The organism is Psychrobacter frigidicola, assembly GCF_007997305.1.
GTDB lineage: Bacteria > Pseudomonadota > Gammaproteobacteria > Pseudomonadales > Moraxellaceae > Psychrobacter > Psychrobacter frigidicola.
Map to the genome: position 1 here is coordinate 473,618 of NZ_VORZ01000002.1, position 15,375 is coordinate 488,992.

At 42.3% G+C, this 15,375-nt stretch carries 10 protein-coding genes; 3 read left to right on the plus strand and 7 right to left on the minus strand.

What is annotated here, in order from left to right:
• Positions 1 to 77 precede the first annotated feature (77 nt).
• Positions 78 to 2,288 carry a carboxy terminal-processing peptidase gene (locus tag ES754_RS08600; protein ID WP_147223764.1) on the plus strand — a complete coding sequence of 737 codons (2,211 nt, stop codon included), beginning with the start codon at positions 78 to 80 and terminating at the stop codon, positions 2,286 to 2,288.
• Positions 2,289 to 2,774: 486 nt separating this feature from the next.
• On the opposite strand, the gene ES754_RS08605 is transcribed toward ES754_RS08600, so the two are convergent.
• Positions 2,775 to 3,260 (minus strand): FKBP-type peptidyl-prolyl cis-trans isomerase, encoded by a 486-nt coding sequence (locus ES754_RS08605; protein ID WP_147223765.1) that lies wholly within the window; start codon positions 3,258 to 3,260, stop codon positions 2,775 to 2,777.
• A gap of 343 nt (positions 3,261 to 3,603) precedes the next feature.
• Between ES754_RS08605 and ES754_RS08610 the strand changes: the two genes are divergently transcribed.
• The gene (locus ES754_RS08610) at positions 3,604 to 5,487 is read left to right on the plus strand and encodes a M61 family metallopeptidase (RefSeq protein WP_147223766.1); all 1,884 of its coding nucleotides are present in this window, start codon (positions 3,604 to 3,606) and stop codon (positions 5,485 to 5,487) included.
• A gap of 330 nt (positions 5,488 to 5,817) precedes the next feature.
• On the opposite strand, the gene ES754_RS08615 is transcribed toward ES754_RS08610, so the two are convergent.
• The 6 genes from ES754_RS08615 to ES754_RS08640 all read right to left on the minus strand — a co-directional run bounded on the left by ES754_RS08615 (position 5,818) and on the right by ES754_RS08640 (position 13,809).
• Entirely contained in the window at positions 5,818 to 6,183 is a 366-nt protein-coding gene (locus tag ES754_RS08615; RefSeq protein WP_147223767.1) for a glutaredoxin domain-containing protein, read from the minus strand.
• Positions 6,184 to 6,268: 85 nt separating this feature from the next.
• On the minus strand, positions 6,269 to 7,030 hold the full coding sequence (copM, locus tag ES754_RS08620) for a CopM family metallochaperone (RefSeq protein ID WP_201538810.1): 762 nt from the start codon (positions 7,028 to 7,030) through the stop codon (positions 6,269 to 6,271).
• A 233-nt stretch (positions 7,031 to 7,263) separates the two neighbouring features.
• Positions 7,264 to 7,887 (minus strand): pseudouridine synthase, encoded by a 624-nt coding sequence (locus ES754_RS08625; protein ID WP_147223768.1) that lies wholly within the window; start codon positions 7,885 to 7,887, stop codon positions 7,264 to 7,266.
• A 202-nt stretch (positions 7,888 to 8,089) separates the two neighbouring features.
• Positions 8,090 to 10,309: an NADP-dependent isocitrate dehydrogenase gene (locus tag ES754_RS08630; RefSeq protein ID WP_147223769.1), complete on the minus strand. Its 2,220-nt coding sequence runs from the start codon at positions 10,307 to 10,309 to the stop codon at positions 8,090 to 8,092.
• A 448-nt stretch (positions 10,310 to 10,757) separates the two neighbouring features.
• Positions 10,758 to 12,974 (minus strand): NADP-dependent isocitrate dehydrogenase, encoded by a 2,217-nt coding sequence (locus ES754_RS08635; protein WP_147223770.1) that lies wholly within the window; start codon positions 12,972 to 12,974, stop codon positions 10,758 to 10,760.
• Positions 12,975 to 13,500: 526 nt separating this feature from the next.
• A complete protein-coding gene (locus ES754_RS08640) occupies positions 13,501 to 13,809 on the minus strand; it encodes a hypothetical protein (RefSeq protein ID WP_147223771.1) in 309 nt (102 codons plus the stop codon).
• A gap of 146 nt (positions 13,810 to 13,955) precedes the next feature.
• Here ES754_RS08640 and ES754_RS08645 point away from each other — a divergent pair, with 146 nt between their 5' ends.
• Complete coding sequence (locus tag ES754_RS08645) at positions 13,956 to 15,350, plus strand: GNAT family N-acetyltransferase (RefSeq protein WP_147223772.1); 1,395 nt, start codon at positions 13,956 to 13,958, stop codon at positions 15,348 to 15,350.
• The last annotated feature ends 25 nt before the right edge of the window (positions 15,351 to 15,375 follow it).

Sequence of the window (15,375 nt, forward strand, 5' to 3'; positions counted from 1 at the left end):
GTAACTGACCATTTTTAGATATCTTTTAATTTAAGATGATAAATTAAGACCACAACTGAAAACAATTAGGTGTATACATGAAAAAACAACCCGCACAGTGGTTACTCAGCGTGGCGTCAGTGGGCGTCGCTGGAATTATTCTCACTCAAAGTTATGGTACGGCAGTGGCCAACACTGAGACCGGTAGCTATGTACAAACACCTGAACAAAAACTGACTACTCGTCAAGTGGCAGCGTTATTAGATCGTAGTCATTATTTAAACCAACCGCTTGATAGCAAAATGGGTACTGAAATCCTGACAATGTATATTGATAGTCTGGATCCCAATCACATACTATTTTTACAATCTGACGTTGACGAATTTAATAAAAAATACGGCAATGAATTTGGTAACCGACTTAAACGTGGTGATTTATCGGCTGGCGTTGATATTTTTGAGCGCTATCGTCAACGCTCAAAAGAGTATTTTGCCCTATCAACAAAGTTGCTCAAAACCAAACTCGACTTGACCGGTAAAGAAACCATTATCCTTGATCGCGAAAAACTTGGACACTTTAAAACCAAAAAAGCCCAGCAAGACTATTGGACGCGTCAGCTAAAATTTCAGCTGATTAGCATTACTTTAGGTCAAGAAGATGAAAAGGCCAAAGAAAAAGTATTTTTAGACAATCCAGATATTACCCGCGGACAGGATTTGGTACGTGATGATAAGCGTACACCGAGTGAGATTTTGCTCAACCGTTTATTACGTCAGCAAGAACAGATGCAACGTTTCAATGACGATGAGGTCATGGAAACTGTATTAAACACTGCCATGCTCACTTATGATCCGCACAGCAATTATTATGCCCCTGTGCAAGCGAATGAGTTGCAGATTCAATCTAGCTTACAGCTAGAAGGTATTGGCGTCTCTATCCGTCCCGACCGTAAAAACCCAGATTATACGCGTATTGCGACACTCGTTGAAGGTGGCCCTGCAGCAAAAGGCGGACAAGTTAAACCGAATGACTTAATTATTGGTATTGCCAAAGACGGTAAAACCATGACTGATGTGGTTGGCTGGTCAACGCGTGAGATTGTCGGTCTAATTCGCGGTAAGCGCGGTACGCCAGTTACGCTTAAGTTACGTCAACCAAACTCGCCTGAAGCCAGTGCACGAACCGTCACTGTCGTGCGCGATATTATAGTGCAAGAAGAATCAGGCGTGACTCAGCGCGTGGTTGAGATTCAGCGGCCCAATATTGATGTCACTCCAAAACGCATTGGCGTGCTTGAAATACCCAGCTTTTATCTGAACTATCGCGCGCGCCGTAATGGGGAAGACTATCGTAGTGTCAGCATTGACACAGAGAACGCGCTGAAGAAACTGAATCAAGAAAACATCGATGGTTTAGTGGTTGATTTACGCAACAACCCTGGTGGCTCTCTAGATGAAGTAGCCAAAATGCTAGGTTTGTTTATTAAAAGTGGGCCTTTAGTACAAATCCGTGATAACCGTGGCAATGTGCAAGTGTATCGCGATGATGATGGTGGTCAGCAACTCTATAACGGTAAGGTGGTCGTATTGACCAACTTAGCTTCTGCTTCTGCTAGTGAGATTTTTGCTGCTGCTATTCAAGATTATGGTCGCGGACTCGTCGTCGGTAATACCACTACTGGTAAAGGATCAGCACAAATTCAACTGGACAACTTAGCACTCGGTTCAGCGACCTTGACTCAACGTAAATTCTATCGTATCACAGGTGGCAGTACGCAAAATAAAGGCGTGGTTCCTGATGTCGAGCTGGTCAATATTTACGACGACGCGACCTTTGGTGAACGCGCACAGAAAAAAGCGTTGCCTTGGGATACCATTAACACCTCGCCTTATAAGCCTGAAGGAAAGTTCAGCGCTAACACGCTTGCGACACTAAACCAGCAATCCAAAATTCGCCAGCAGCAAAATCCGCAATTCGTTTATTTATCGGCACTCAATAAGATTCGCGATATGGAAGATGGCAAAACGCCAATCAATATAGACATAAACAGTCGTCGTGCCAAGATGAAACTGGTTGAGAAGCGTTCTTTAGAGGCTGAAAACCAACGTCTAAAAGCCAGCGGTGAAAGCCTCTATTCCAACTGGAATACGTATCAGGCGGCAATGGATGCTAAGTTTGAAGAGCGCAGCCAAATGAAAGCGCTTGAGCGCCCGCAGTTGCCAGAGGATGAAGCCTATATTAATGAGGCGGCTTACCTGATGTTAAGCGCTGACCCGAAAGTTAGTGTCAGTCCCCAAGATAAGCTATAGATAATCAAGCGCAGAATCTGAGCGTAAGCATATGCTTACACATAATGACGCTACAGCGTCTTACCAGTGATAGGCGAATCTGCGATGATAGCCTCACTGCACAATTTAACGATACTATTTATAACTACTAGGGATTGGTATTCATAAATAGCTTATAAGTTGTTTCAGGGATGAATTGCTTATCATGGATGATAAGGTCGGATGCCTGTTAGTGACAACCAATCTCGGGATTAGGTAGGTTGTTATATCAACAAGGATAGTGAGTAATAAAAACCGTGTAGTGCTTGTCGCTACACGGTTTTGTTGTATCTGGGTTTTGTGTATTAATTAGAGTGAAAGATGCAAATAGGATAGCAATTACTTTCTTCTAAATTTATGCGATAAAAAAGCCAGTAGACAATAAATGCTACTGGCTTTTTTGGAGATAAACGTCTCATTTTATCAACTTAACGTTTATCTCTCCTATTTGAAGTTTATACCACTGGATTAATGGTCAACGCCGCCTGCGCCATGGACATGGCCATGGCTTAATTCGTCTTCTGTAGCAGCGCGTACTTCTTGGATTTCAACATCAAAAGTCAAACGCTTACCAGCGAGCGGATGGTTGGCATCAACGATAACTTCATCATCATTAACATCAGTAACAGTCACTAGCATGACTTGGCCACCAGCCTCTGATTGAAACTGCATCCCAGGCTGGATATCTTCAACGCCTTGGAAGTTATCACGAGGCACATGTTGTACCGCTTGCTCTTGGTATTCGCCGTAGCCATCAGCAGGCTCAACGACTGCAGTAATTGTCTCGCCTGCAGATTTACCTTCTAATTGCTGCTCAAGACCTGGGATAATGTTGCTGTGGCCATGTAAATAAGCAAGAGGCTGACCTTCTGGAGACTGGTCAAGTATATTACCTTCATCGTCTTTTAACGTGTAATTGAATTTGACGGCAGTATCTTTTGTGATAGTAGTCATAAATTATCCTAAGTATATTGATATAAAAATTTAATTACGATTGTAATAAACCTAAAAAAGCCAATCATCAAGCCAAACAGCCACATCATTAGTCAATTATCATCAGTTTATTAGGGTAACTGTTTTTTTAAAGTAACGGTAGCAGTTAGCATCTTTAATTGAGATGGCTGTTATAACTTTCAAGGTAAAAACCATAAATTGTGCTAATTAATACATTAATTATTGTAAAAAGATCTTTTTTTAAGAGGTTTGTACGGTAATTATAGGTAGTTCACCGTTTGCCAGTTGCGTTTTTGCTATAGGACTTCTACCATAATGATAAATACAACGATAAGAATTGACTATGACTGACTCTCAAATAAATAATATAACAACGACTACTAACATTAATTATCGATTAGATTTTGCGCGTTTTCATGAGCATCTTGTCGATGTCACACTGACTTTTAAAGCTGGTACGGATGCACCGCAGCTTTGGTTACCAGCATGGATTCCTGGTAGTTATTTAATGCGTGAATTTGCCCGTCATATTACGGCGCTGCATTATCAGATAGCAGATGAAAATAACGAATACGCTGAGTCCTACCGCGCACAAAAGGTAGGTAAACATACGTGGCAGTTACCACAAGTCGAGGCGGGGCAAAATCTACACGTGCAGTATGAAGTCTATTGCTATGATTTATCGGTGCGCACCGCTTATGTTGATCAGCAGCGTTTGTACGGTAACTTTACCTCATTAGCCTTGGCAGTTGAAGGACAAGAGCAGTCGCCTGTACAAGTGAGTCTACTGGTACCAGCCGCATTCTTAGCGGATAAAAACGAAAGCGATGTTATTTTAGCGTGTGGACTTGACGCTACTCATTTGCAAAGTGTTGTTGAATATGGCGATAGCCAACATGGCTATGGTCTACAAGCAGACAACTATGAGCAATTGATCGACCACCCGTTTGAGATTGCGGTACAAGAGAGATTTGATTTTATTATCCAAGATGATACGCATCAGACGCTCGTTCATCGCTTTTTTCTCTCAGGCAAGCACAGCGCCAATATGGGACGGTTGCAGCAAGATGTGACTCAGATTTGTCAGACTTATCTGAACTGGTTGGGCGATGCGCCGTTTAGTGATTATACTTTTATGACTTATGCTAGCGGGCAAGATTATGGTGGTCTTGAGCATATTAATTCGACTAGTCTTATTACGCCACGTCAAGATTTGCCTAAAGCTCATGAGCCTGAGCTACCGAGTGCTGATTATCAGCGTTTCTTAGGACTATGTAGTCATGAGTATTTTCATGCGTGGTGGGTCAAAACCGTGCGCCCTGATGTCATGCTGGAAGTTGATTTGCGCAAAGAAGCATTCACGCCATTACTATGGGTGTTTGAAGGCTTTACCTCGTATATAGATGATTTTATGCTGCAAGCGTCCAGTGTGATTGACAAGGCCAGTTATCTGACGTTATTGGCAGATCAAATCAGCCGTTACTACCAAACGCACGGCCGTGCGCACCAAAGTGTGGCTGAATCCAGTTTTGATGCGTGGATTAAACTTTATCGTAGTGATGAGAATACCGGCAACGCGGGGATTAGCTATTACAATAAAGGCGCATTGGTAGCGTTGTGTTTAGACTTAACCTTATTGGAAAAAAGTGCGGGTCGCTATCGTTTGTTCGATGTGGTCAAGGCGTTTTATACTCAAGCCAAGCAGCAAGACAGTCAGCGTATTGGTATTAGTAGTGCGGATATGGGCGCAGTGATTGGTCAATTTATGCCCGAAGTGGATTGGCAAGATTTCGAGAGTCGTTATGTTAATGGGGTGGAGGAGCTGCCGATTGAGGCGCTACTAACTGCAAATAGTATAAGCGTTGAAACTGATAAAAAAGACAATATGTTATCTTGGGGTATAGTCGTTCAAGAGTCTCCTGATGGCTTAAAGGTAGGCAAAGTCTTACGAGACAGTGTCGCTTGTGAGGCAGGTTTATCAGCCAAAGATATTATCGTAGCGATTGACAGCATCAAAGCCAGTAAAAAACAGCTACAAGCCGTCGCTAAGTCTGCAGTAAGTACTGTAAGCTGTCATGCTTTTCGCCGTGATGAGCTGATGACGTTCGAAGTGGCAAATAAAACCTTGTCAGGGCTATCAGCAAATCCAAGTTTAAATAAGGTGAGTTTAAAGCTTGGTGAGTCAGGATATGAGAAGTGGCTAATACCTAATTTTGTTAGATCTTAAAGGTATAAGGAATCTCAAATCTATTGTTAGTGGGTGAGATTAATGAGAAACAAGTTTAACTCAATCTGACGAGAAATGGTTGGGTTAGGCTGCTTTTGACACCAGCTATTCTTGCTGATAAAAGATATTTTCTCATCAATATCTAAATGATTAAAGAGCTATCTAGTGTCAGACTTATAAACGTAAAATAATTTTATTGTCTAATCTTATTGTTAATAGTAAGCAATATTATCAAATTCAATGACTACGACAACGGCTAAACCAAGGTTGAAGTTGCTTAATTGACTCTACATAAATTAAGTCAATTAAGACCTCTACTTATTATCAACATTAGCCAAAACGTTGCTGTAAATAAGCGTTAATATCATTTGATTCATACATCCATTGAGATTTACCTTCCTGTTCAATACGCAAACAAGGTGCTTTAATCCGCCCACCGACGTCAGCAAGTTCATTACGAAACTGCTCGTTATTTTTTGCATCTCTAAGCTCAATGGGTAAGTTCAACTTGTGAATTTGACGGCGCACTTTCACACAAAAAGGACAAGACTGAAATTGATATAATGATAGATTTTCACAAGCAACATTCACATCGGCTTGCTGTTCTTCAGTGCGCGCCATTGGCTTACCTTGGGTCAATACACTGATACCAGCAATGAGTCGTCCTAAACCTTCTCTTATTAATTTAACTAACATTTAGACCTCTAAAAATTATATGGTTTGGAGTATGTTACCACTCTCTTATAGGTAGTGGTAATCATCCTTGTGCAAAGGAGTTGAGTTAACTGGCTTCCGCCATTTCTTCGGCTTCATCTTCAAGAAGCTCATCGTTAGTACCGTACGTTGCTGTCCAATCTTGCAGTACCTCAATCTCAGGCTGCTGAGCATCGATGATGTCTTGCGCCAGCTGACGCATCTCTTTGTCTTTACCATATTTAAGCTGCACCATTGCCATGTCTACTGCCCCAACATGATGCGGCAACATACCACGCGCAAACGCCATATCCGGTATAGGGTCTGCAATGCCTGCCATCATTTTGCTATGCATTGCGTCCATACTATCGGCATAGGCTTGCTGCATCGCTGGAGTCTCAGGCTTTGGATTGGCAGCGTCAGGGTGGCTGGCGAGCCACTTATTCATAATATCAATCTCTAACTGCTGCGCGTTGATAACCTCTTGTGCCAGTTGAAGCATGGCGACATCTGTACCATATTTCAGCTCAATTTTTGCCATATCTACTGCGCCGCGATGATGTCCGAGCATACTTTTAGCGAATGCCGTATCTGGGTCGTTATATCCCATGCCAACCATCATCTCATCATGCATTTTAGTCATCGACTTAGTATAGTCTTTAAGCATGTCCGTCATCTGTTCATCATCTGCCATATCAGGAACAGAGTCGGACTTAGTCACTTCAGCTGGTGGCATGACCTCTTCTGTTGGCGTGGCCTCAGTATTCTCAGGGGTAGGCTGACAAGCGCTAAGCGCAAAGGCAGCGGCCACACTAGCAGCAATGAGAGCAGAACGATGATAAATGGACATGATATATCCTTAATAAAAGCGGGCTAAATGATGGCTGAAAAAACAAACGACTATTAATGACAGATTACTGTCTCATAATTAATGGTATCTGATAATTGATATCTAGTAAGGTGTTAAATACTAGCAGATTAACCTTACTCATTCGAGACCCTGTGTTTTAAACTTCGTAACGGTATTTGAAGTGCCAGTGCAACATACTGAGCGCTTAATAAATAACGCTCAAGAGCATCAGACTAAATAGTAATCCCCAACTGCTGACAGTGTTCTGCATTTAAATGAATGCGCAAGAACTCGCCAACGCCAAGCGAACCCAACTCAAACCCTGCCACCGACCATCGTATCAAGCGTAAGCAAGGCAGTCCCACATGCGCTGTCATGCGCCGTACTTGTCGGTTTTTACCTTCATAAATAGTCAGCATCAGCCATGAAGTCGGGATATTTTTGCGCTCACGGATAGGCGGGTCACGTTGCCATAAAGTAAGGGGTAAATCAGCTTCTTCAACTGCTTTTACCATTGCTGGCAAGGTTTTACCATCTTTTAACATCACACCGCGCGCAAGTTGTGATAATTGTGCCGCTGTAATTAAGCCTTCCACTTGTACCAAATAGGTTTTGCCTTGTTTCGTATTATCTTTAAAGTTATGGGCGCGTGGCGGCTGGGTAATGGCTTTATTGACCTTTCCATCATTGGTGAGAATTAAAAGTCCTTCTGAGGTCGCATCCAGCCGTCCCGCAATGCGTAATGATTTATCGGTAAAATACTCTGATAACGTCGTATGATTATTATTACTGTCATCACGAAACTGGCTTTGTACCCCATAAGGTTTATTAAATAAGACGATGCTAGAAGTCGACATAAAATAGATATTCCTAAAACATAAATCAACTAAAATGATCAAACATTGGCAAGATAGTAAGCGGTGATTATTATAGCGGTTATCTATGCAAAATTATGAAAGTTTCAAAGACAAAAAAACACCTCAACGGTTTAAGACCATTGAGATGTTTTTTTGTATTAGCTTAAAGATATTAAGTTAATTAAGCACAATGACAGCGCTGCTACAACGATGCTATCGCATCATTAAATAAGGTGCTTGGACGCATCGCTTGTTCAGCCAATGCCTCATCTGCAAAGTAGTAGCCATTGATATCTACTGGCTTGCCTTGAACGTCATTCAATTCTTTAACAATCGCCTCTTCATTGCTGGTTAATTTTTCGGCAAGTGGTGCAAACTGTGCTTGTAGCTCGCTATCGCCACTTTGTGCCGCCAGCTCTTGCGCCCAGTACATGGCAAGATAGAAGTGACTGCCACGATTGTCTAATTCGCCCGTTTTACGTGAAGGGCCTTTGTTATTTAACAATAGTTTTTCTGTCGCTTTATCTAGCGTATCCGCCAATACCTGCGCTTTGCTATTGTCGTCGTTCGTGGCTAAATGCTCTAAAGACACTGCTAAGGCTAAAAACTCACCCAGCGAATCCCAACGTAAATGGTTTTCTTCAACAAGCTGTTGAACGTGCTTTGGTGCAGAACCGCCCGCGCCCGTTTCAAATAAACCACCACCTTTCATTAGCGGTACGACTGACAGCATTTTCGCACTCGTTCCTAATTCTAGAATCGGGAACAAGTCGGTCAGATAGTCTCTTAGGATATTACCCGTAACAGAGATAGTATCCAGACCGCGAGCAACGCGCTCCAAGGTATAACGCATCGCACGAACTTGTGACATGATTTCGATGTGTAGACCTTCGGTATCATGGTCTTTTAAGTAGGTTCTAACTTTTTTGATCAGCTCATTCTCATGTGGACGATAAGAGTCTAACCAAAAAATGACCGGCGTATCTGATTCGCGTGCACGGCGTACAGCAAGTTTCACCCAATCTTGAATCGGCTCATCTTTGACTTGACACATGCGCCAAATATCGCCTTTTTCCACACGTTGCTCAAGCAATATTTCACCAGTTTCAACGTCAACAATACGAGCCATACCTGCATAGCTGGCTTCAAACGTTTTATCATGTGAGCCATATTCTTCGGCTTGTTGCGCCATTAAGCCTACGTTAGGTACGGTGCCCATCGTGGTTGGGTCAAAATTGCCATGCCATTTACAGAAGTTAATCATTTCTTGATAGATACGCGCAAAGGTAGACTCAGGCATGACCGCTTTACAGTCATACATTTTGCCATCAGCGCCCCACATTTTACCACCTGCACGAATCATAGCGGGCATTGACGCATCGACAATCACGTCACTGGGTGAATGGAAGTTGGTGATACCTTTTGCAGAATCAACCATGGCCAGACGTGGACGATCTTCTTGACAGGCATGTAAGTCACGTTCAATTTCTTCACGCTTACTGGCTGGTAGCTCGGCAATTTTTTCATACAAACTTGCCATGCCGTTATTGACGTTAACACCTAACTCATCAAACAACGCGCCATGCTTCTCGAATGCTTCTTTGTAGTAAATTTTAACCGCATGTCCAAACACGATCGGGTGAGAAACCTTCATCATCGTGGCTTTTACGTGCAAGGAAAATAAAATGCCCGCTTCTCGGCAGTCTTCCATTTCACGCTCATAAAATTCACACAGCGCTTGTTTGCTCATAAACATTAGGTCGATGATTTCTTTGTCCAGCAACGCAAGTTCTGGTTTTAAGACCTTGATAGTACCATCGTCAGCTAAGCGTTCCATACGTACGGTACGTGCTTTGTCTAACGTAAGTGATTGCTCACCGGCATAAAAATCGCCACTGTGCATGTGCGATACGTGCGTCTGCGACCATTGTTTCCATTCGCCCATAGAATGCGGATGCTGACGCGCAAAGTTCTTAACCGCTTTCGGTGCACGGCGATCTGAGTTACCTTCACGCAGTACAGGGTTTACTGAGCTGCCTAAACTTTTACCATAACGCACACGAATTGCTTTTTCTTCATCCGTTTTTGCATCATCTGGAAAATCAGGTATTGCGTAGCCTTTATCCTGCAACTCTTTGATACATGCTTTTAGCTGGGGAATAGAGGCACTAACGTTAGGCAGTTTAATAATATTGGTGTTAGGGTCTTGGGTCAGTCTACCAAGCTCCGCTAAATTATCAGGAACACGTTGTTCTTCAGTTAAATAATCAGGGAATTCAGCCAATACGCGCGCGGCAACGGAGATATCAGTGGTTTCAACAGAGATGCCTGCGGTTTGGGTAAACGCTTTAACAATAGGCAAGAATGATAAGGTCGCAAGCGCTGGTGCTTCGTCAGTTTTTGTATAAATGATTTTTGACATTTTAGTATGACATTCCTTTAGTTATCGTTAATAATAAGGCTGAAATCTAAATGAATAGATGGACACAGCCCTTATGCAATAATGAACCATGCGGTTAAATCAAATAACTTAATGCTAATATTTTGTCGATTATGTCTTATATATGTACGTGTATAAGCTTGTATATCTGAATGTTATTAAGATAGCAAACGCCTTATTCTAGCAGTCATCAGTATAAACTTCATCTTTTCCATACAAGCAGTGTTGTTTAAGCAAATACAATATTTTGATAAACACCTTTTTTCCAAATACTGAGTGTGATTAATGTTTATTCGTTCTGTCGGTCAATACTGGCAATGAGTACTGGCAATAAAAAACACCCCAATAGTCTTAGACCATCAGGGTGTTTTTTATATAGGCTTAAACAGCTTTAAAGTATAAAGTTATTTAAGTGACGACGTTATTTCAATTATAAAGAATCAATCGTGTCATTCAATAACTGACTTGGACGCATGACTTTAGTTGCCAAATCTTCATCAAAGAAGTAGTAACCATTGATATCAGCAGGTTTACCTTGAACTTCGTTCAATTCTTTAACAATCGCGTCTTCATTGCTGGCAAGTTTTTCAGCAAGTGGCGCGAATTGTGTTGCCAATTCAGTGTCTTCAGTTTGTGCCGCAAGCTCTTGCGCCCAGTACATAGCCAGATAGAAATGGCTGCCACGGTTGTCCAATTCACCGGTTTTACGAGATGGTGACTTGTTATTCAACAACAGTTTTTCAGTCGCTTTATCTAGCGTATCGGCTAAGATTTGCGCTTTAGCATTGTCTTCATGCGTGGCTAAATGCTCTAAAGATACGGCTAAGGCTAAGAACTCACCTAGTGAATCCCAACGTAAATGGTTTTCTTCAACAAGCTGCTCAACGTGCTTAGGTGCTGAACCGCCGGCACCCGTTTCGAACAAGCCGCCGCCATTCATCAATGGTACGATAGACAGCATTTTTGCACTGGTACCCAATTCTAAGATTGGGAACAAGTCAGTGAGGTAATCGCGCAAGACGTTACCAGTGACGGAGATGGTGTCTTTGCCGTCTTTTAGACGCTCTAGTGTTAAACGAGTCGCTTCACGTACTGGCATGATGCGAATGTCTAAACCAGTGGTATCATAATCTTTAAGGTATTTTTCAACTTTTTTGATTAATTCAGCATGGTGTGGACGTTTGTGGTTCAACCAGAAGATGGTTGGGATGTTGCTGGCACGGGCGCGAGTCACGGCTAGTTTTACCCAGTCTTGGATCGGTGCATCTTTAACCTGATTCATGCGCCAGATGTCTTGCGCTTTCACTTCGTGCTCGGTCAAGACATTGTCATCGCTGTCCAATACTTGAACTTTACCGTCAGATTCAATTTGGAACGTCTTGTCATGTGAGCCGTATTCTTCTGCTTTTTGCGCCATCAAGCCGACGTTTGGTACTGAACCCATAGTCGTTGGGTCAAACGCGCCATGTTCTTTTGAGAATTTGATGGTTTCATCATAGATGCACGCATAGCTGCTATCAGGGATAACGGCTTTGGTGTCATGCAACTCATTGTCCGCGCCCCACATTTTACCTGAGCTGCGAATCATCGCTGGCATAGACGCATCAACAATCACGTCACTTGGCACGTGTAAGTTGGTGATGCCTTTGTCAGAGTTGACCATGGCAAGGTCAGGGTTGTTCTTATATATGGTCTGAATATCCGCTTCGATCTCGGCGCGTTTTTCTTCAGGCAATTCTTGGATTTTAGCCAGTAAGTTGCTAAAACCGTTGTTGACGTTAACGTCAAGTTCTTTGAACGTATCGCCATGTTTTGCGAACAATTCTTTAAAGAAGATTTTGACCGCTTCACCAAAGATAATCGGGTCAGACACTTTCATCATAGTGGCTTTTAGATGCAATGAGAACAATACATCTTCTGCTTTTGCGTCTTCTACTTGCTCTTCTAAAAACTCTACTAATGCGTCATGGCTTAAGATAGCGGCATCAATCAATTCACCGGCAAGTAATGGTGCAGGTGCTTTTAATTCAGTCACTGTGCCATCAGTTGCGGTATGCACGATACGGTAATCGGTTGCGTCATCTAACGTTACTGATTTTTCAGTATCGGCAAAGTCGCCATGAGCCATAGTGGCTACGTGTGACTTAGAATCCGCACTCCATTGACCCATTGAATGTGGGTTTCTTCTGGCGAATGCTTTTACCGCTTTTGGCGCACGGCGGTCAGAGTTACCTTCACGCAAGACAGGGTTCATTGCACTGCCTTTGATTTTGTCATAACGCTCGCGCGCGTCTTTTTCTTTATCCGTTTCTGGATGGTCTGGATAATCAGGTAAATCATAGCCTTTATCTTGCAACTCTTTAATCGCCGCTTTTAGCTGTGGCACAGAAGCACTGATGTTTGGCAATTTAATAATATTGGCGCCAGGTTGTTTTACCAATTCACTCAACGCGACAAAGGCGCTAGGAATACGTTGTTCTTCAGGTAAAAACTCTGAGAATAAGGCAATAATGCGCCCCGCTAAAGAGATGTCAGCAGTTTCAATTTCAATTCCTGCGGTTTTTGTAAATGCCTCAACGATAGGCAAAAAAGATAAGGTAGCAAGCGCAGGGGCTTCATCGGTTTTTGTATAAATAATTTTTGTCATTTTAGTAAGTCATTCCTTTGTGTTGTGAATAATAACGCTTAAATATAATTTAATAGCTCTATACAGCCCCTATGCAATCATGGACTATGTGTTTAGAACAAATACACTATATGTAGGCTCTTGAAAAATACAGACTCTTAGAGAGTTTTTGGTTTGCTTAGCTTCTTTCGTTGATTGGTCTTTCGTTAACTTTTATTAAGTTAAAAGGGCACTTTGACTGGGTTGTCTGAATTGCCTGAAAGTGAATTGCTGTGAGGCTATTATAGCGAACTCACTATAAATTCGATCCGATGTCAATTTGACATAATGAACTAAGGATACTGTTTTCGCTTATATCCCATGTATCTGAATTATATTAAACTATTAAGGGCACTATTCTACCATTCATCAGCATAAATTACATCTTTTCCATAGCAGTACAGTTTTATATACAGCACATTATAAAGAGCCATCTACTTAGTAGGTCGCTCTTTTCTATTGATTTGACTTATTATTAGTTTGTTCTTTTGCACCGTCATGAAGTATTTTATTGCTTGACGTTCGGGTTCGGGTCGTCTGAGTTTTCGTTACTGCTATTTTGCGAATCGTTATGGTTTGAATGGCTGTCTTCTGAATCTGTATTTGCTTTAGTGACATCTTGCATACTGTTTCGATTGATAATATCAGGCTCGGTCTGGGCAATATTATTACTGCCTACCGTTGATGCACTGGTAATCTTTTGAGAGTCACAGGCGCTTATTATGAACAAGCAGCTGCTCATTAAGGTCACTGCGACTATGGATCTGATAGCTGTATTAATAGGTATCTTAAATGGAGTCGTCAGTAAAGTAGACATCTCTCTCTCCTAAATATGACGGTGGTATCATAGTATTTAATTTGCCTGTTCTTGGTTTAAATATCCACAGTATTTTTGCAAATTGTGACAGCATAAGCGTAAAAATTTGCTACGCTATATCCATCTAAAAATAAGTAGTGAGCATTATGAGTTTACAGTACGCGCTCGTGGGCGATATAAGCTGGCAACAGCAAACCCAGTGGCAAACGCCAGATACGCCGTTTATGTCGTTCGCCTTTTGGCAGGCGCTTATTGATACGGGCGCAATTGGTGAGCAGGCGGGATGGTTGCCGATTTTTATATTGGTCCACCGCGTTAATGAGGATATTACGAATTACCCAAATACTTCTGGTGAAAGTTCTGAACTAGAAAACCCTCTATTAAAAAGCTCTGCATTAGAAAACGCTCAGCCAGTGGCGGTGCTGCCAGTATTTGTAAAAGGTCATCATCGTGGTGAATACGTTTTTGATCATGCGTGGGCGGAAGCGTATGCCCGTTATGGCATTGATTATTATCCGCGTTTGGTCACCAGTGTGCCTTATACCCCAATCACTGGAGAGCGCCTGTGGGTAGCACAAGGGGAAACGCTTAATACCGATATTATCAATACGGTGATGGCTGGCGTTGATAATCTTGCACAACAAGTGGGTGCATCGAGTTGGCATGGATTGTTTGTGACGCCTGAAATGACAAGCCTTGCTGCGTCTTCAGATAATGAGATAAGCGAGGCAATACAGGATGAGTCCTTATTATCAAGCGGTCAAAATGCGTCATTAACCGATGAGGATTTACCGTTTCCTATTCTTGAGCGTCAAGGCTGTCAGTTTTTATGGTTTAATAAAAATTTGCTGAATAACGACCAGCCTTTTGCCAATTTTGATGAATTCTTAATGACTTTGACCGCCAAAAAGCGTAAAAACATCCGCGCTGAACGTCGTAAAGTTGCCACTCAAGGCATCGAGTGTGTGCGTAAATGCGGTGATGATATCAGTGCGGAGGATTGGAAAACCTTTTATCACTGCTACGTGATGACTTATGCGGTGCGCGGGCAGCAGCCCTATTTAACGTATGAGTTTTTTATATCGCTATCAAAAAGTATGCCAGAGCATTTAATGCTCGCACAAGCGTATGATAGCGCAGGTGAAATTATTGCCAGTAGCTTATTTTTATATGATGTGCTTGGGGCAGTTAATAGCGAAAGTCAGTCGTCGACATCGACGTTATATGGGCGCTATTGGGGCGCTTTGGGTGAATATGATAGTTTGCATTTTGAGCTGTGTTATTATCAAGGGATTGAGTTTGCCATTGAGCAAGGGCTGAGCCATTTTGACCCCGGTACACAAGGCGAGCATAAGCTGATTCGTGGTTTTATGCCGACCACGACGCACTCGTTGCATCGGATTTATGACCCGCGTTTTATACCTGCAATTAGTGACTTTTGCGCCCAAGACCGCGCCCATATGGCGCAGTATCGTCAGCAAGCACATGAGGCGCTGCCTTTTAATCAGGATAATATGCCTGAATTCGATAAGCAGCGTTAGTGGTTAGCATTATTCAATCAAAAAC